Consider the following 17,340-nt stretch of genomic DNA (forward strand, 5'->3'; position numbering starts at 1 on the left):
GCCATGAATAGCCACGGGACACCTGGATGCAATTCTGCCCCCGAGCGCCGCTGGCGCCGGGCCGTATTTTGGCTGGCCGGCACACTCGCGTCCTTGAGTCTGACACCGGCCATGGCTGATCAGGCAGCCTGCAAAAGCGTCGACTGGCCGCTGTGGCAAACCTACGCCACGCGTTTCGTGCAAAACGACGGGCGCATGCTGGAGTCCAGCGTCGAGGACAATCACAGCACCTCCGAAGGTCAGTCCTACGGCATGCTGTTTGCGCTGATCGGCAACGACCGCGAGCGTTTCGATGCGCTGTGGAAGTGGACCGCCGCCAACATGGCCGGTGCCGATATCGGCAATCGTCTGCCGGGCTGGTTGTGGGGGCAGGGCAAGGACGGCAAATGGCAATTGCAGGACGCCAACTCCGCATCCGATTCGGACCTCTGGATCGCCTACTCACTGCTCGAAGCAGCACGGCTGTGGCAGCGTCCGGATTACCGCGAAGACGCATTGCGCCTGCTCAAGAACATCGAAACCCAGTTGGTGGTGAGTCTGCCCGGCCTGGGCAAAATGGTTTTGCCAGGGCCCGAAGGCTTCACCCAGCCCGATCACCTATGGCGCCTGAACCCGAGTTATCTGCCGCTGCCGCTGTTGCGCCGGCTGGCCAAGGAAGCACCGACCGGGCCGTGGAAGGAGATCGCCGAAAACACCGTGAAAATGGTCAGCGCCTCCAGCCCGAAAGGTTATGTGGCGGACTGGATCGGCTATCGCGCGACAGCGCCCAAGGCCGGCCTGTTTGTGGTCGATCCGGTCAAGGGTGAGCTGGGCAGTTATGACGCGATTCGCGTCTATCTGTGGGCCGGCATGACACCCAAGTCCGACCCGTTGGCCGCGCCGCTGCTGGCACGTCTGGACGGCATGTCGAACAGCACCGCGTCCACCGGCATTCCTCCGGAAAAGGTTCAGGTCATCAGTGGCGTGCTCGAAGGGCAGGGCCCGTTCGGGTACTCTGCCGCGCTGATTCCGTACTTCCAGGCCAAGGGGCAACCCTGGCTGGCCGAACAGCAGCAGCGTCGGGCCGAAACGGCGTTGAACGCGGCGCTGGCCAAAGCCGATGGCGAACGTGCCGAACCGCTGTACTACAACGCCATGCTTAGTCTGTTCGCACTGGGCTGGGCTGAAAAACGCTATCAGTTTCGTGATGACGGAACGCTCAAACTGACTTGGGAGACGTCATGCACCCGCGCCGTCACACGCTAGCCGTCGGTATTCTCGCCGCGCTTATCGGCACCGCTGCCCACGCCGAAACCAATGACGTACAAACGCGTCTGGTGGAGCAGGGCCAATACTGGCAGAGCCGGGATAACGCTGCGCGTGCGGCAGAAGCCTGGGAAAAGGTTCTGCGTCTGGACCCCAACCAGATCGATGCGCTGTACGGCATGGGGCTGATCGGCGTCAAACAGAACAAACCGCAACAGGCACAACAGTATCTGATGCGCTTGCAGGCGTTGTCGCCGCGCCCCTGGCAGGCCGCGCAACTGGAACAGGACATCGCCCTGACCGACCCGCAGAACATTGCCCTGCTGGACGAGGCACGGCGCCTGGCCGACGGCGACCAGCGTGACAAAGCCACCGTAGTGTTCCGCCAGCTGTTTGCCGGACGCACGCCCGAAGGCAAGATCGGTCGCGAGTTCTACACCAACCTGGCATTCAATGACGCCGGCTGGCCCGAGGCGCGTAAAGGCCTTGAACGCTTGCTGCGCGAAACGCCGAACGACTCGATTGTCGCGCTGTTCCTGGCCAAACACCTGGTGCGCCACGAAGACAGCCGCCCGGAAGGCATCCGGGCGCTGGCCAAACTGTCGACCCGTGCCGACATTGCCGGTGACGCCGATGAGAGCTGGCGTCTGGCGCTGGTGTGGATGGGGCCGCCGAACGCCTCGCAAGTGTCGCTGTTCGATGACTTCCTGAAAGTGCATCCCGACGACCAGGAAATCCGTGACCTGCTCAACAAGGGCAAGTCGCAGTCGACCACCGCCGGTGCGCCGGCCTGGCAGCAAGATCCGTTGGTGGCGCGTGGGCTGCAAGCGCTGCAGAAGGGCGATCAATCGGGTGCCGAACAGGCATTTGCCGCCCGCCTGAAAAACAAACCCGACGACGCCGATGCCCTCGGTGGCCTCGGCGTGGTGCGTCAGCAACAAAACCGTTTCGGCGAAGCCGAGCAATTGCTCAACCGTGCCATCGCCAATGGCGGCACCCGCTGGAAGTCGGCGCTGGACAACGTGCGCTATTGGGCATTGTTGCAACAGGCCCGCGATCAAGCCAGGACGCAGCCGGCCAAGGCGCAAGAGAGCATTGCCCAGGCCATGCGCTTGAACCCCAAAGGTATCGACGCGCGTCTGGCCCTGGCCGATATTCAGGCCCAGGCCGGGCAACTGGACGCCGCCCAGGCCAACTATCGCCAGGTGCTGAGCGTGCAACGCGGCAACCCGCAGGCCGTGCAGGGGCTGGTCAATGTGCTGGCGCAAACCGGTCAGGCCGATGAGGCGCTGCGCCTGCTCGACACCTTGACCCCGGCCCAACAGGCCGAAATGGGCGGCGGCGCTCGTCTGCGCGCCTTGCGCTCCACGCAAGCGGCCAAACTCGCCGAACAGCGCGGCGATAATCGCGCTGCGCAGCAAGCCCTGGCGCAAGCGGTGCAGGACGACCCGGATAACGTCTGGACCCGCTTCGATCTGTCGCGCCTGTACCTCAAGGCCGGCGAGCCGCAAAAGGCTCGGGATCTGATCGACAGCGACCTGAAAACCCATCCGACCAACATCGATGCGCTGTACACCAGTGCCTTGCTCTCGGTGGAAATGGAGCAATGGAACGCCGCGCAAGCGACCATCAGCCGCATTCCGGCCGAACGTCGCACGGCGGACATGAATCAGTTGGCCGACCAGATCACCCTGACAGTACAAATCAAACTGGCGGCGAGCATCGCCAAGCGTGGCCAGCGTCAGGAAGCCCTGGCCTTGCTCGACCGCTTGCAACCGGTAGCCAGCCGCAGCCCCGACGGCATGGCGACCCTGGCCGCGGCCTATGTGGACGCCGGGGATTCGGCACACGCGCAACAGATGATGCGCGACGTCATTGCCCAAACGCCGACGCCGTCTGCCGACCTGATGCTGCAGTACGCCAGCCTGCTGCTCAAGACCGGCGACGATGCACAGGTCAACTCGATCCTGCATGGCTTGCAGAACCAGCCGATGAGCGTGGCCACGCGTAAACGTTTTGATGACGTGCTGTATCAGTACCGCATTCGCCAGGCCGATATCCTGCGCGAAAACGGCGATCTGGCCGCAGCCTATGACACCCTGGCACCGGCTCTGGCTTCGCGTCCGGGGGATGCGGGTGCTGTCTCGGCACTGGCACGCATGTACGCCAGCAATGGCGACAATGCCAAGGCGTTTGAACTGTACAAACCGTTGTTGCAGCGTCAGCCCAACGATCCGCAGATTTTGCTCAATGCTGCCGATGCGGCGGTTCAGGCCCACGACAATGGCTACGCGGATCGGGCGCTGGAACAGTTCCTCAAACTGGAAACCTACGATCCGCAATCGCTGACCGAAGCCGCGCGGATCTACCGCAGCATGGGCAAGTCCAGCCAGGCCACCGAGTTGCTGCGCAAGGCCGTTGCCATCGAGCAGAACGAGCAGAAACGCAGCCTGACGGCCCAGGCCAACAGCCTCAACGTCGCGCCGAACCCCTTTGTGGGTTTGCCGGGCCAGCGCAATCAAGTGAGCCGCGTACCGGTGGACAGCATTCCCGCGCCGGCCCAGGCGCAGCTTGAAGCGGCCACGCCGGTCATGGTGGCCAGCAATGACGCACTGCCGGCCGACGCCTATCCGGGGCAAGCCCAGCCTCGTATGGCAGCGCCCGTTGCCGGACGCCAGACGTTGCCGGCGGGGCGTTTTGCCGCTGCCGGTGGTAATCCGTTCGCGCCGCGGGGCACGGTCAACGTTGCGGTGGATCAAGCCAGTTCCGCCCAGCGCGCGCTCGACAATATCCTGCAGGAGCGCAGTGGCTATGTGACCCAGGGTGTGACCATCCGCAGCAACGACAGCGAGTCAGGTCTGAGCAAAATGACCGACGTTGAAACGCCGCTGGAGATCAACATCCCGGCTGGCGAAAACCGCTATGCCGTGCGCGTGACCCCGGTGTCGCTGAATGCCGGCAGTGTCGGTAGCGACTCCGCGGCCCGCTTCGGCGGGGGCGGAGCGTCGCCGGACGGTGCCGGTTCCCAGCGGGATAAAGGCGTGGGCTTGAGCGTGGCCTATGCCCGCCCGGACGAAGGCGTCAAGGCCGATCTCGGCACCACGCCAATCGGCTTCAAGTACAGCACCGCAGCCGGTGGCGTGAGTGTGGATCGGCCGTTCGCCGACAACTCCAACGTGCGTTATGGCGTCAATGTCTCGCGGCGTCCGGTGACGGACAGCGTGGCCTCGTTTGCCGGCACTACTGATGAACGCACCGGCCAATCGTGGGGCGGCGTGACGGCCAACGGCGCCCGTGCTCAGCTCAGCTATGACGATCAGCAGGTTGGCTCCTACGGCTACGGTTCGTGGCACAAGTTGCTCGGCCACAACGTCGAATCCAACAGTCGCACCGAACTGGGTGGCGGCGTGTATTGGTATCTGCACAACGCCGAAGACAGCAAGCTGACCCTCGGCCTGAGTGCCACCGGCTTGAGCTTCGAGAATAACCAGGACTTCTTCACCTACGGCCATGGCGGTTACTTCAGCCCGCAAAGCTACTTCGCTTTAGGCGTGCCAGTGACCTGGGCGCAGCGCGGCGACCGGTTCTCCTATCAGGTCAAAGGCTCGGTGGGCGTGCAGTACTTCGACCAGGACGCGGCGGATTACTTCCCGAACGACAAAGACCTGCAGGCCGCCAACAATCAGCGCTACAAAGGCCAGAGCAAGACCGGCGTGGGCTACAGCCTCAGCGGTGCAGGGGAATACAAATTCGGTTCGAATTTCTTCCTCGGCGGCAATCTCGGCCTGGACAACGCTCAGGACTACAAACAATTCACGGGGGCCATGTACCTGCGTTACATGTTCGAAGACATGAACGGCGCGATGGAATTGCCGGTCAGCCCCTACCGTTCCCCTTATTCCAACTGATTCCTGGAGACTTAAATGCCTTCTTCCGTTCTCGCCGGTATGACCCTTCTCGTACTCGGGGAAAGCCACATGAGCCTGGCGGACCACTTGATGGAGCCGCTGCAAGCCAACCTGACCCAGCAGGGCGCGATCGTGCATTCGATCGGCGCATGCGGCGCCAGTGCCGGCGACTGGCTGATCACCAAGAAAGTCGATTGTGGCGCCGAGCAGAAAGGCGACGGCAAGATCGTCATCAAGGGGCGCGAAGCCACCACCACGCCGATCAAGGATCTGATCGCCGCCGACAAGCCTGACCTGGTCGTGCTGGTCATCGGCGACACCATGGCGTCCTACGACAAACCGGTATTCCCCAAAGCCTGGGCCTGGCAGAACGTGACCGCCCTGGCCAAGGAAATCACCGCCAACGGCGCCAAGTGCGCGTGGGTCGGCCCGGCGTGGGGCAAGGAAGGCGGCATGTACAAGAAGAACGACACGCGCACCAAGTTGATGTCGGCGTTCCTGGCGAGCAACGTGGCGCCTTGCACCTACATCGATTCGCTGACCTTCTCCAAGCCGGGCGAGTGGGTGACCACCGACGGCCAGCACTTCACCGTGGCGGGTTACAAATCCTGGGCCAACGCCATCGGTGGCGCATTGGCCAAACTGCCGGCCGACGCGGTCAGCAACAAGGGAGCCAAGCAGTGATGCGTGCCCTGTCTGCGGTGTGCGCCGTGGCGGCGCTGTTTTCCAGCGTGAACGCCCTGGCGGCTGAGTTTGCCCTGTACCCCACCGGCCCCAGCGAAGACGCGGCGTTCATCCGTTTCGTCAACGCCAGCAGCGCACCGCTGGACGTGATCGCCCAGGCCGGCCAGCCACCGATGCGCCTGGAAGCGGCCAAACCCGTATCACTGTTTTTCCCGGTGCAGTCGAGCAGTCCGGTCAAGGGCACCCTGGTCAGTGGCGCACAGAAACTGGCCATGGACATGAAGATCGAGCCCGGTGAATTCGCCACCGTGGTCGCGTTGCCGGACGGCAATGGCATCAAGCAAGTCGCCGTGCGCGAGCAACCGGATGACTTCAATGGCCTCAAAGCCTCACTGGCGTTCTTCAACGTCGATGGCGCGTGTACCGATGCGAGCCTGCGTCCTGCCGGGCGTACCGCCGATCTGTTCAAGGCCGTGCCGGTCGACAGCGTCCAGCGCCGTTCGATCAACCCGGTGAGCCTGTCGGTGCAACTGGTGTGCGCGAACGCCAATGTCGGTGCGCCGCTGGACCTGGGCGAGCTGAAAGCGGGCGAGCGCTACAGCGTGCTGCTGGTGCCTTCAGCGACCGGGCCGCGTCTTCTGAACGCCACGGACACTCTGTCCCACTGATCGGATTCTGCCGCTGCCATGGTCTTCGCCTCACTCGAGTTCCTGACGCTGTTTCTGCCTGCGTTTCTGCTGGTGTATGCCCTGGCCAGACCGGCCTGGCGCAACGTCATCCTGCTGATCGGCAGCTGGCTGTTCTATGGCTGGTTGAGCCCGCTGTTCCTCAGCCTGCACGTGGTCCTGACCATCGTCGCCTGGGTCGGCGGACTGCTGGTGGATCGCGCCCGCGAGGGTTCGAAAGGGCGGGTGAGGCTGTTGATTGCGCTGATCGTGTTCAACACGGCGGTGCTGTGCTGGTACAAGTACGCCAACATCCTGGCCGGGACCTGGAGTGACCTGATCACTTACTACGGCGCCATGCCGCTGGAATGGCAGCGGGTGGCCTTGCCGGCGGGGCTGTCGTTCATCGTGTTGCAGGCGATCTCCTACCTGGTGGACGTGCATCGCCACACGGTGCCGGTGGAGCGCAGCTTCATCAATTACGCGACCTACATTTCGATGTTCGGCCACTCGATTGCCGGGCCGATCATTCGTTATGACTGGGTACGCCGTGAGCTGAGCCAGCGCTATTTCAATTGGCAGAATTTTTCTCTGGGCGCGCGCCGTTTCATGATCGGCATGTGCATGAAAGTGCTGGTGGCCGATACCCTGTCGCCGCTGGTGGACGTCGCTTTCCATCTGGAAAACCCTTCCTTCGTCGACGCCTGGATCGGCTGCCTGGCCTACTCGCTGCAGCTGTTTTTCGACTTCGCCGGTTACAGCGCCATGGCCATCGGCCTGGGCCTGATGCTCGGCTTTCACTTCCCGGAAAACTTCAACCGGCCGTACCTGGCCAGCAGCATCCAGGACTTCTGGCGGCGCTGGCATTTGTCGCTGTCGAGCTGGTTGCGCGATTACCTGTACATCGCCCTTGGTGGCAACCGTAAAGGCGTATGGAAGACCTATCGCAACCTGTTCCTGACCATGGCCATCGCCGGCCTGTGGCACGGCGGCGACAGCTGGAACTACCTGTTGTGGGGTTCGGCCCACGGCATCGCCTTGTGCGTCGATCGTTGGTGGTCGCGTTCCAGTCTGCCGAGCATCCCGCCACTGCTGTCGCACACATTGACGCTGCTGTTTGTGTTCCTGGCGTGGACCTTGTTCCGTGCTCCGGATTTCCATAGCGCAATGACCATGTATGCCGGGCAGTTCGGCCTGCACGGGTTTGCATTGGGTGAGGCGCTGGCGGTGACGCTGCGTCCGGTCCACGGCATCGCGGCGCTGCTCGGCGTGCTGTACATCATCGCGCCCGTGCTGCAGAGCCGCTATGAGCAGCGGCTTGTCGGCCATGCGCTATTTGCACCGATGATGGGTTTCCTGCTCGCGTTCGCCCTGGTCGCGAGTCGTGAGTCGGTGCCCTTCCTGTACTTCCAGTTCTGATGACCGCGCCCATGACTTCCTTGTCCCATGTACCGGCCCAATCCAGCGAAGTGACTGCCCCTGTCAGCAAGGCATCGGGTGTGTTTTTCGTGGCTTTTCTGGCGATCGGTTTCGTCTCCTGCGTCTGGTTGCTGTTGAGCGGCAAAGTCGAGATGCTGCCACCCAGGCTGACCCTCGATGATGCGTTGCATGGCGAGGTCACCCACAAGGTCGCCAAGCAGCTGTCGAAGGCTGCGGTGCCGGAACAGGCGGCCGACCTGGAACGTGGCGCCAGTTGGTTGCTGCTGCACGACACCGGGCCGCGGGTGCGTTCCGGCTGCCCGGGCTGGCTGTTCCTGACCGACGAGCTGCGCATCAACCGTCACGCTCAAGGCAATGCCGAGACCAAGGCCGGTGTGGTGCGAGAGGTTCAGCAGCGCCTGGCCAAGCGCGGGATTACGTTGCTGGTGGCGGTGGTGCCGGACAAGAGTCGCATCGCCAGTGCGCAGTTGTGCGACCTGCGTCGTCCGTTGCAATTGCAACAGCGCGCAGTGGATTGGGTCGATGGCTTGAACAAGGCCGGTGTCGCCGCCATTGATCTTGCGCCGACCCTGCAACCCTTGGGCGCCGATGCCTATCTGCGCACCGATACCCACTGGAGCGAAACCGGTTCGGCGGCGGCGGCCAAGACCGTGGCCCAACACGTACAAGCCATGGGCATCAGCGCGACCCCGCACAAAGACTTCGATGTGAAGGTCCAGGACCCGGCCCGCCGCCCTGGCGACCTGGTGCGATTGGCAGGGCTGGAATGGTTGCCGGTGACCTGGCAACCGCAGGCGGAAACCGTTGCCGCCACCCGGATCAGCGAGAAGGTTGCCCAGGCGCAAAGCGGCGGCGACAACCTCGACGACCTGTTCGGCGATGACAATTTGCCGAACGTGGCGCTGATCGGCACTTCGTTCTCGCGCAACTCCAACTTTGCCGGTTTCTTGCAACAGGCCCTGGGCGCACCGATTGGCAACTTCGCCAAGGACGGTGGTGAATTCTCCGGCGGCGCCAATGGTTACTTCGACAACCCGGCCTTCAAGCAGACGCCGCCGAAGCTGGTGATCTGGGAGATTCCCGAGCGGGATTTGCAGACGCCTTACAGTGAAGTCATCAACTGGGCCAAATAAAGGGTGAGGCTGATGGCCTCTTCGCTGGCAAGTCAGCGCCCGCATTGGGTTTGGGTTGATCACAAAATGAAGACCTGACTCAGTACCTTGTGGGAGCGGGATTGCCCGCCAAGGCATTGCACCGGCATGGCGCATTTCCAAAGGCCATATCGTTATTCTTTAACGGTATTTAAATTAGCTTTCTTATACCTATAAAGTCACTCCCCTGCGTACCTGCCGACCAATCGGCGCGCCGCACGACACGAACCAACACGACATCCGTGTGTTTCTGATCGACGCGCGCGCCCTTGAGCGTGCCGTGCGTGGGAGTGATTTATGTCTGCAACATCTGCATCGCCAAGCATCGCGCCACAATTTTTTGAAATCCGCCCGTTCAGCGGTGCGGTGGGTGCCGAAATCATCGGCCTTGATCTGTCCCGCCCGGTCAACGATCAAGACTTCGCCCGCATCCACCGCGCGCACCTGGATCATCACGTGGTGGTGTTCCGCGACCAGCGCATTACTCCCCGGCAGCAAATCGATTTCAGCCGCCGTTTTGGCGTGTTGCAGATCCATGTGCTCAAACAATTCCTGCTCGCCGGTCACCCGGAAATCCTCATCGTTTCCAACGTCGTCGAGAACGGCCAGAACATCGGCCTCGGTGACGCCGGCAAGTTCTGGCACTCCGACCTGTCCTATAAGGAGCTGCCGAGCCTGGGCTCGATGCTGCATGCCCAGGAGCTGCCATCGGAAGGCGGCGACACGCTGTTCGCCGACATGCACAAAGCCTGGGACAACCTGCCCGAGGCGCTGCGCAAGGCGGTCGAAGGTCGCTCGGCCGCGCACTCCTATACGGCGCGCTACAGCGAGACCAAATTCGAAGGCAACTGGCGCCCGACCCTGACCCCGGAGCAATTGGCCCAGGTCGCCGAAGTGATTCACCCCGTCGTGCGTACCCATCCGGAAAACGGCCGCAAGGCGCTGTTCGTCAGTGAAGGCTTCACCACCCGCATCGTTGGTTTGCCCGAAGACGAGAGCAAGCAGCTGCTCGACGAGCTCTATGCCCATAGCGTGTTGCCGCAAAACATCTACCGCCATCAATGGCAGGCCCATGACCTGGTGTTTTGGGACAACCGTTCGCTGATCCACCTCGCCGCCGGATGCCCAAGCTATCTGCGCCGCAAGCTGTATCGCACCACCATCCAGGGCGACGCGCCTTTCTGATTTGTCGGAGATCTGAACATGTCCAAACGTCTTTCATTGGCCCCGCTGGCTGCAGCCATCGGCCTGGGTTTCAGCCTGATCGCCGGTAGCCTGGTGGCACCGACCGTGGCCCATGCCGAAGGTGAGATCCGCATCGCCGAACAGTTCGGCATCGTTTATCTGTTGCTCAATGTCGTGCGCGACCAGAACCTGATCGAGAAGTACGGCAAGCAGGAAGGCATCGACATCAAGGTCGACTGGACCCAGCTCTCCGGCGGTGCGGCGGTCAACGATGCGTTGCTCTCCGGTTCCATCGACATTGCCGGTGCCGGGGTCGGCCCATTGCTGACGATCTGGGACCGCACCCACGGCAAGCAAAACGTCAAGGCGGTGGCCTCGCTGGGCAACTTTCCGTACTACCTGGTGAGCAACAATCCGAAGGTCAAGACCATCGCCGACTTCACCGAGAAGGACCGCATCGCGGTGCCGGCCGTGGGCGTGTCGGTGCAGTCGCGCTTCCTGCAATACGCGGCCGCCAAGCAGTGGGGTGACAAGGAATTCAATCGCCTCGACAAGTACACCATTGCCGTGCCGCACCCCGACGCCACGGCAGCGCTGATCGCCGGTGGCACCGAATTGACCGGACACTTCTCCAACCCGCCGTTCCAGGATCAGGCGCTGGAAAACCCGAACGTCCACGTCGTGCTCAACTCCTATGACGTGCTCGGCCCGAACTCGCCGACGGTACTGTTCGCCACCGAGAAATTCCGCAATGAGAACCCGAAAACCTACAAAGCCTTTGTTGAAGCGTTGACCGAAGCCGCGCAATTCGCGCAAAACGATAAAGGCGCGGCGGCTGACACTTACATCCGCGTGACCAAGGCCAAGATCGACCGTGCGGCCTTGTTGAAAATCATCGACAACCCGCAGTTCGAATTCAGCGTCACGCCGAAAAATACCTACCCGCTGGCCGAGTTCCTCTACCGCGTGGGGGCGATCAAAAACAAACCGGATTCATGGAAGGATTATTTCTTCCAGGACGCCAAACCGCTGCAAGGGAGCTGACCGACATGAACGCCCCTTTGCAAGGCCACACGGTCAGCAAACCGGCCGCGGCAGCCCAGGCGTTGCTGTCGGTCGAGAAGGTCTGCCTCGAATACCGCACACCGCAACGGGTGGTGCGAGCGACCCACCAGGTCAGCTTCGAAATCGATCCGACGGACCGCTTTGTCCTGCTCGGCCCGTCCGGTTGCGGCAAGTCGACCTTGCTCAAGGCCGCCGCCGGATTCATCCAGCCCGTCGAAGGCGAGATCCGGTTGCAAGGCCAGCGCGTCGATGCGCCGGGGCCGGACCGGATCGTGGTGTTCCAGGAATTCGATCAACTGCCGCCGTGGAAAACCGTCAAACAGAACGTGATGTTTCCGCTGTTGGCCTCCAAAACCCTCAAGCGCAAAGAGGCGGAAGAGCGGGCGCTGCACTACCTGGAGAAGGTCGGTCTGGCGGCGTTTGCCGATGCCTATCCGCATACCCTGTCGGGCGGCATGAAGGCGCGGGTCGCCATCGCCCGGGCGTTGGCCATGCAGCCGAAAATCCTGCTCATGGACGAACCCTTCGCCGCCCTCGACGCGCTGACTCGACGCAAGATGCAGGAAGAGTTGCTGCTGCTCTGGGAGGAGGTGCGCTTCACGCTGTTGTTCGTCACTCACTCCATCGAAGAGGCGCTGGTGGTGGGCAACCGGATCCTGCTGTTGTCGCCGCATCCGGGGCGGGTGCGCGCGGAAGTCCACAGCCATCAATATGATCTGCACAGCCTTGGCGGCGTTGCGTTCCAGGAATCGGCGCGGCGTATCCATCGATTGTTGTTTGATGAAGGTCAGTCGCCGGAAACCGAGCGCGCGCTGGATTTTGCTGACATCCGTATCGCTTATTGAGCCAGTTGAGAGGAGGGCCCGATGAGCCATTTATCATCCCCGCGTGAAGAGTTCGAAATCGTCCTGCAACCGCTGACCAGCGTGCCGCTGGAGCGAGAGTTACCGCTGGGCCAGCGCCTGTGGCAACAGGGCTGGTTACGCAAAAGCCTGATCCTGATTCTGCTCGCCGTCCTGTGGGAAGCCGTCGCCCGATATCAGAACAACGATTTGCTGTTGCCGGGTTTTCTGCAAACCAGCCATGCGCTGTATGACGGCCTGCTCAGTGGCGAGTTGTTGGGCAAGGTGTGGATTTCCCTGGTGGTGCTGGTCAAGGGGTACCTGATCGGCATCGTCCTGGCGTTTGCCCTGACCACCCTGGCGGTGTCGACCCAGTTCGGTCGTGACCTGCTCAGCACCCTGACCTCGATGTTCAACCCGCTGCCGGCGATTGCACTGCTGCCGCTGGCCCTGCTGTGGTTCGGGCTGGGGCAGAACAGCCTGATTTTCGTGCTGGTGCATTCGGTGCTCTGGGCCCTGGCGCTGAACACCTACGCCGGGTTTCTCGGCGTCTCGGAAACCCTGCGCATGGCCGGGCGCAATTACGGTCTCAAGGGCATGCACTTCGTGTTGTTCATCCTCATTCCCGCCGCACTGCCGTCGATCCTCGCCGGGCTGAAAATCGGCTGGGCGTTTGCCTGGCGCACGCTGATCGCCGCCGAACTGGTGTTTGGTGCCACCAGCGGCAAGGGCGGATTGGGCTGGTACATCTTTCAGAATCGCAATGAGCTGTACACCGACAAGGTGTTTGCCGGGTTGGCGGTGGTGATTTTGATTGGGCTGCTGGTGGAGAATCTGGTGTTTGATTCACTGGAGCGGGTGACGGTGAAGCGGTGGGGGATGGTGCGGTAGGGAAGTATTAGGTTGGTAAGACGATCCAGTCCGTTGGGTCGCATGCCTAAGGCAGCTCTCCCAAGCCCACCTAATACATTCGTCATTACGTAGTGTTTTAACCTGTTTCTAGTTTGGTGGCGGAACAATGACAATTAGCGGCGGAGGTGGTGGGACTGCCGGTTGTCTTATTGACTGAATCGGATGAGCAAGATCGATTGCAGGATAGTTGACGTGAGGAGCCAAGCTGGCGACTACATAGGTTTTACCCTGCTGCGATCTAGCAAAATAATCAAGGTTCAATTCCTTAATCACGGATATTGCCTCTTTATATGTTGGGGGAGGCATCGGTCCAGTCGGTCCTGCAGGACGGCTTCTGCTCCCGCGATGCGTTTCCGGCGCAGTAGGGCTCACTTTCCTGGAAGTTCCTTGGCCGGGAAGTGGGCGCTCCCATCCTTCTATGTTCTGGGGCGCGAGATCACCGCCTGGCGATGGAGTGGAATTTCTAGCACCAGGGGCTCCCATGATATAGCCGCCTTTCGCAGACGCAGCGTCAGACTGGCGACTCGGTTTCGACGGTTCCACTGAACGGGAGCTCCGCCTAAGGGGCGAAATGGCTTCCCGTCTTGCGATTGCCCTGGTGTTGGCAATGGCGAGTTTTTGGGGTGTTCGGAATCCAATGTTCTTCTGAACAAAAAACTTGGTGGTATCCCACATATGCCCCGTCGGATCCACCCGGTTCACCGGATCCCCTACGCAATACATATACGCATTCAACCCGCCTCGCCCAAACGGGCTCCAACTGTCCGGGCTATGAAAACGCATCAATCGCGTGTTGTAGGCGCGGTAGCCGTTGCCCAGCAAGTACCAGCCGAGGCGGGCTTCGCGTAATTGGCCGTTGAAACCCAGCGCCGTCGCGACGTCCTGCTGCGCGGACTGTTCGCCGTAGGCGGTGTAACCGATGTTGTTGATCTTGCCCTCGACGCTTTCGCCAATGATCGATTGGCTGCTGTTGGAGGCCAGCAGTATCACGCGTTGCCGAATGGTGTTTGCTTGAGTCATACAGCGAATTCCGCCAGGGCCATGTTGGCGTTTAGTTCTACTCGCGGCGCTCACGATTGAGAGCTATCAGAACTGCTAGGTCTTGGTGGCTCACATCCTGCTTGGCTGGAGCAAACCCGGTATCGACAGCCTGGCCGACGCCGTTCGTCAGAATCAGATCGCCCTGCGGACGACGCGACAGCGGTATATGGAAGGGATGGCCGTTAGCGTCGGTGTATCCGCTGGCCGTGGCGACTGACATTAGCCTAAAGTGAGCGGAACGTTTTGGCAGTGCAGGTGAACAGAGTGGTAGTGGAGGCGCAAAGAAAAGAGCGGTTGGTCAAATCCCGGCCAGCGCCCGAGAATTTGGCAGTGTCCGACTCGAGGCAGCGAATGCTTTGGTATGGCGGCGGTTTGTTGATCCTGGTGCTGGCTATCGTGACCCGGTTATATGGCCTGACCGATGCCGCGATTTGGGGCGATGAAGGTTCCAGCCTGTTGATGAGCCGCTACACCCTGGACGGCATCTGGGCCCATGCCGCCCATGACGTCCATCCGCCGATGTATTTCATGATGCTGCACGGCTGGATCGGGCTGTTTGGCGATGGCATTTTTTCGATACGCAGTTTGAGTGCGCTGCCGGGTGTGGCGTCGGTCATGCTGGGCATGTGGCTGGTCCGCCTGATCGCCAATCCGCGCGCGGCATTGCTGGCCGGGTTGATGCTGGCGCTGCTGCCCACGGCGGTGCGTTACAGCCAGGAAGTGCGGATGTATTCGTGGCTGGGGGTGTGGCTGCTCGGCGCCACCATTGCGCTGGTGCATTGGGTCAAGCAGCCTCGCCACACCCATGCATTGGTGATCTACGCGTTGCTGATGGCCACCGCGTTCTACACCCACTATTTCACCGCGCTCTGTGTGCTCGTCCATTGGGCGTACTTGCTGGTGCTGCGCCTGAACCCGGACCAACCCTCCCATTACATCACTCGCCCGGCCTGGTGGCTGAGCAATGTGGCCATTGTGGTGCTGTTTGCTCCGTGGATCCCTGGCCTGGTCGATTTGACCCGGCACATGGAGGAGCTCAAGGCCAGCGGCGACGTGGGTTGGGAGTCGCCGGTCACCCTCAGCTCCCTGCCGTCGATGGTCTGGGATTTTCTGATCCAGGACGATGGGGATAACTTGCCCCGGCTCCTGTTCGTCGCGATGCCAGTGCTATTGCTGAGCGTGATCCTGCTGACGGTCTGGCGTGATCGCAGCCGCTATCGCTGGAGTGCGCTGCTGGCGCTCTACACCGTGCTGCCGTTGTTGCTGGTTTATGGGGTTTCGTTTATTTCGCCGGTGTTTATCGAGCGTTATTTGAACGCCTATGCGTTGGGTCTGCCGCTGATCATGGCGCTGGCCATCGACCGCTTGCTGGGCGGCTTTCGGGTATTGGCGCTCGGGTTGCTGGTGCTGTTTGTCGGCGCCGAGCTGGTCGGGCTGAAAACCAATGCCACGGTGGATGTGAATGACCAGACCAGTGTAATGGTCGAGTTCGTCAACCAGCACTACGTGGCCGGTGACCGAATCGTCATCAGCGACATGCTCTGGTACATGAGCTACGTCTACTACAACCGCACCGATACGGAACCGCTGCTCTACACCCCGCCCCTGGCCAACGGAACATCCAGCCGCCCGAATGATTATGGCTTTGGCACGCTGGTCAACGGTGATGCGCCAAGGATCTACCTCGACCAGCTCAGTCAACTGCCCAGGGGAACCGGTCGCGTGTGGTTGATCAGCACGGCGGATCAACCCGACGAATTCGCCCCGCTGCCCGGCGGTTGGCAGAAAGTCGCCGAGACCGCTGCCGGGAACACTCGGGCACGGTTGTTTGTCATGGCGGGTGAGTGACGGTGCTCAAGATTTCGACGACAGGTCCGCCATGCCCTTGAGCAGCTCGATCGGCAGTGGGAAGACGATGGTCGAACTCTTGTCGCCGGCGATCGAGCTGAGCGTCTGCATGTAGCGCAGTTGCATGGCCCCCGGCTGGCGGCCGAGCATTTCAGCGGCCTGCATGAGTTTTTCCGAGGCCTGCAATTCGCCTTCGGCGTGGATCACCTTGGCCCGGCGCTCACGCTCCGCTTCGGCCTGTTTGGCAATGGCGCGAATCATCGATTCATTGAGGTCCACGTGCTTGATTTCGACATTGGCCACTTTGATGCCCCATGCATCGGTCTGGGCGTCGAGCACTTGCTGGATATCGAGATTCAGCCGTTCGCGCTCGGCCAGTAGCTCGTCGAGTTCGTGCTTGCCCAGCACCGCGCGCAAGGTGGTTTGTGCCAACTGGCTGGTGGCCATCAGGAAGTCCTCGACCTGGATAATCGCCTTCTGTGGGTCAAGCACGCGGAAGTACAGCACGGCATTGACCTTGACCGAAACGTTATCGCGGGTGATCACGTCTTGCGCCGGGACGTCGAGCACCACGGTGCGCAAGTCGACGCGAACCATTTGCTGAACCACTGGAATCAACAGAATCAGGCCCGGGCCTTTGACCTGCCAGAAGCGTCCGAGCTGGAACACCACCCCGCGTTCGTATTCACGCAGGATGCGGAAGGTCGAACCGGCCAGCGCGATCAGCAGTAACAGCAGCGCGGCAAAACCCAATTGCAGACCCATGACTATTCTCCCGCCGGCACCGCGTCAGTCGCGGCCACTTTCAGCATTAATCCCTTGCGCGACACCACGCGTACCTTTTGCCCGATCTGCAGGGGCTTGGCGCTCGATACTTGCCAGCATTCGCCCTGTAAATGCACCCAGCCGTGGCAGGCATCGTCGGCCTGCAATGAGGTGATCGGGGTCACACTGCCGACCAGCACGGCATCGCCGCTGATGGTGTGGCGCGGGCGGGTCTTCAGGGCGCGGATCAGCAGGAACGCCAGCAGCAGTGCACTGATCAGGCCCAACACAATCATCAACGGAGCGGGCAGTTCGGCATTGGTCAGGATCAGCGCGCCGATCACGAACATCACGATTCCACCCAGGCCAATCACGCCGTAATTGGGCAGGGCCGCCTCGGCGATCAGGAACGCGAGGCCGAAGGTGATCAACCAGACGCCGGCGGGATTGGTCGCCGGCAGCCCGACAGTGTCTGCGGCGAAGGCCGATGCGCTCAACGCCAATAGCAGTGCAACGGTGCAACAGCGCGTGTTCACGTCACCCTCCGGGAGAGTCGTGGGCGGTTCTGTATACAGTTTAGTTGACCGTT

At 61.6% G+C, this 17,340-nt stretch carries 14 protein-coding genes; 11 read left to right on the top strand and 3 right to left on the bottom strand.

Going from position 1 to position 17,340, the window contains the following annotated elements; genetic code table 11:
* Positions 1-3: 3 nt before the first annotated feature.
* From bcsZ to ACGJAX_RS06775, 10 genes are all read left to right on the top strand, one after another.
* Positions 4-1,245, top strand: coding sequence for a cellulose synthase complex periplasmic endoglucanase BcsZ (gene bcsZ / locus ACGJAX_RS06730; protein ID WP_390958008.1), 1,242 nt, complete (start codon positions 4-6; stop codon positions 1,243-1,245).
* Positions 1,221-5,153 (top strand): cellulose synthase subunit BcsC-related outer membrane protein, encoded by a 3,933-nt coding sequence (locus tag ACGJAX_RS06735; RefSeq protein ID WP_390958010.1) that lies wholly within the window; start codon positions 1,221-1,223, stop codon positions 5,151-5,153. Before bcsZ ends, ACGJAX_RS06735 begins: the two co-directional genes overlap by 25 nt.
* Before the next feature lie 15 nt (positions 5,154-5,168).
* Complete coding sequence (locus ACGJAX_RS06740) at positions 5,169-5,837, top strand: SGNH/GDSL hydrolase family protein (RefSeq protein ID WP_077186205.1); 669 nt, start codon at positions 5,169-5,171, stop codon at positions 5,835-5,837.
* Complete coding sequence (locus ACGJAX_RS06745; protein ID WP_390958012.1) at positions 5,837-6,505, top strand: alginate O-acetyltransferase AlgF; 669 nt, start codon at positions 5,837-5,839, stop codon at positions 6,503-6,505. The genes ACGJAX_RS06740 and ACGJAX_RS06745 overlap by 1 nt, the downstream gene beginning before the upstream one ends.
* An 18-nt stretch (positions 6,506-6,523) precedes the next feature.
* Entirely contained in the window at positions 6,524-7,921 is a 1,398-nt protein-coding gene (locus ACGJAX_RS06750) for an MBOAT family O-acyltransferase (protein WP_390958014.1), read from the top strand.
* An 11-nt stretch (positions 7,922-7,932) separates the two neighbouring features.
* Entirely contained in the window at positions 7,933-9,075 is a 1,143-nt protein-coding gene (locus ACGJAX_RS06755) for an alginate O-acetyltransferase AlgX-related protein (RefSeq protein WP_248916103.1), read from the top strand.
* A 315-nt stretch (positions 9,076-9,390) separates the two neighbouring features.
* Entirely contained in the window at positions 9,391-10,278 is an 888-nt protein-coding gene (locus tag ACGJAX_RS06760; protein ID WP_390958016.1) for a TauD/TfdA family dioxygenase, read from the top strand.
* An 18-nt stretch (positions 10,279-10,296) separates the two neighbouring features.
* On the top strand, positions 10,297-11,322 hold the full coding sequence (locus tag ACGJAX_RS06765; RefSeq protein ID WP_090327691.1) for an ABC transporter substrate-binding protein: 1,026 nt from the start codon (positions 10,297-10,299) through the stop codon (positions 11,320-11,322).
* A 5-nt stretch (positions 11,323-11,327) separates the two neighbouring features.
* Entirely contained in the window at positions 11,328-12,188 is an 861-nt protein-coding gene (locus tag ACGJAX_RS06770; protein WP_390958018.1) for an ATP-binding cassette domain-containing protein, read from the top strand.
* 21 nt (positions 12,189-12,209) lie between these two features.
* Entirely contained in the window at positions 12,210-13,076 is an 867-nt protein-coding gene (locus ACGJAX_RS06775; RefSeq protein ID WP_247256740.1) for an ABC transporter permease, read from the top strand.
* 108 nt (positions 13,077-13,184) lie between these two features.
* Here ACGJAX_RS06775 and ACGJAX_RS06780 read toward each other — a convergent pair whose 3' ends face one another.
* Positions 13,185-14,117, bottom strand: a complete 933-nt coding sequence (locus ACGJAX_RS06780; RefSeq protein ID WP_390958020.1) for an RHS repeat-associated core domain-containing protein — start codon at positions 14,115-14,117, stop codon at positions 13,185-13,187.
* Between the two features lie 372 nt (positions 14,118-14,489).
* On the opposite strand from ACGJAX_RS06780, the gene ACGJAX_RS06785 reads away from it, so the two are divergent.
* Positions 14,490-15,986, top strand: a complete 1,497-nt coding sequence (locus ACGJAX_RS06785) for a glycosyltransferase family 39 protein (protein ID WP_390958022.1) — start codon at positions 14,490-14,492, stop codon at positions 15,984-15,986.
* A 6-nt stretch (positions 15,987-15,992) separates the two neighbouring features.
* Here ACGJAX_RS06785 and ACGJAX_RS06790 read toward each other — a convergent pair whose 3' ends face one another.
* Together ACGJAX_RS06790 and ACGJAX_RS06795 are read right to left on the bottom strand one after the other, a co-directional pair.
* Positions 15,993-16,751 carry a slipin family protein gene (locus ACGJAX_RS06790; RefSeq protein WP_247256738.1) on the bottom strand — a complete coding sequence of 253 codons (759 nt, stop codon included), beginning with the start codon at positions 16,749-16,751 and terminating at the stop codon, positions 15,993-15,995.
* Between the two features lie 2 nt (positions 16,752-16,753).
* Positions 16,754-17,287 carry an NfeD family protein gene (locus ACGJAX_RS06795; protein ID WP_090327707.1) on the bottom strand — a complete coding sequence of 178 codons (534 nt, stop codon included), beginning with the start codon at positions 17,285-17,287 and terminating at the stop codon, positions 16,754-16,756.
* Between the last annotated feature and the right edge of the window lie 53 nt (positions 17,288-17,340).

Origin of the sequence: Pseudomonas moorei (assembly GCF_042846945.1) — a bacterium.
Classification (GTDB): Bacteria; Pseudomonadota; Gammaproteobacteria; order Pseudomonadales; family Pseudomonadaceae; genus Aquipseudomonas; species Aquipseudomonas moorei.

Excerpts from the sequence above, each read along its gene's own strand:
- bcsZ (WP_390958008.1), top strand. The coding sequence starts at position 4 with ATGAATAGCCACGGGACACCTGGATGCAATTCTGCCCCCGAGCGCCGC.
- ACGJAX_RS06735 (WP_390958010.1), top strand. The coding sequence starts at position 1,221 with ATGCACCCGCGCCGTCACACGCTAGCCGTCGGTATTCTCGCCGCGCTT.
- ACGJAX_RS06740 (WP_077186205.1), top strand. The coding sequence starts at position 5,169 with ATGCCTTCTTCCGTTCTCGCCGGTATGACCCTTCTCGTACTCGGGGAA.
- ACGJAX_RS06745 (WP_390958012.1), top strand. The coding sequence starts at position 5,837 with ATGCGTGCCCTGTCTGCGGTGTGCGCCGTGGCGGCGCTGTTTTCCAGC.
- ACGJAX_RS06750 (WP_390958014.1), top strand. The coding sequence starts at position 6,524 with ATGGTCTTCGCCTCACTCGAGTTCCTGACGCTGTTTCTGCCTGCGTTT.
- ACGJAX_RS06755 (WP_248916103.1), top strand. The coding sequence starts at position 7,933 with ATGACTTCCTTGTCCCATGTACCGGCCCAATCCAGCGAAGTGACTGCC.
- ACGJAX_RS06760 (WP_390958016.1), top strand. The coding sequence starts at position 9,391 with ATGTCTGCAACATCTGCATCGCCAAGCATCGCGCCACAATTTTTTGAA.
- ACGJAX_RS06765 (WP_090327691.1), top strand. The coding sequence starts at position 10,297 with ATGTCCAAACGTCTTTCATTGGCCCCGCTGGCTGCAGCCATCGGCCTG.
- ACGJAX_RS06770 (WP_390958018.1), top strand. The coding sequence starts at position 11,328 with ATGAACGCCCCTTTGCAAGGCCACACGGTCAGCAAACCGGCCGCGGCA.
- ACGJAX_RS06775 (WP_247256740.1), top strand. The coding sequence starts at position 12,210 with ATGAGCCATTTATCATCCCCGCGTGAAGAGTTCGAAATCGTCCTGCAA.
- ACGJAX_RS06780 (WP_390958020.1), bottom strand. The coding sequence starts at position 14,117 with ATGACTCAAGCAAACACCATTCGGCAACGCGTGATACTGCTGGCCTCC.
- ACGJAX_RS06785 (WP_390958022.1), top strand. The coding sequence starts at position 14,490 with ATGCTTTGGTATGGCGGCGGTTTGTTGATCCTGGTGCTGGCTATCGTG.
- ACGJAX_RS06790 (WP_247256738.1), bottom strand. The coding sequence starts at position 16,751 with ATGGGTCTGCAATTGGGTTTTGCCGCGCTGCTGTTACTGCTGATCGCG.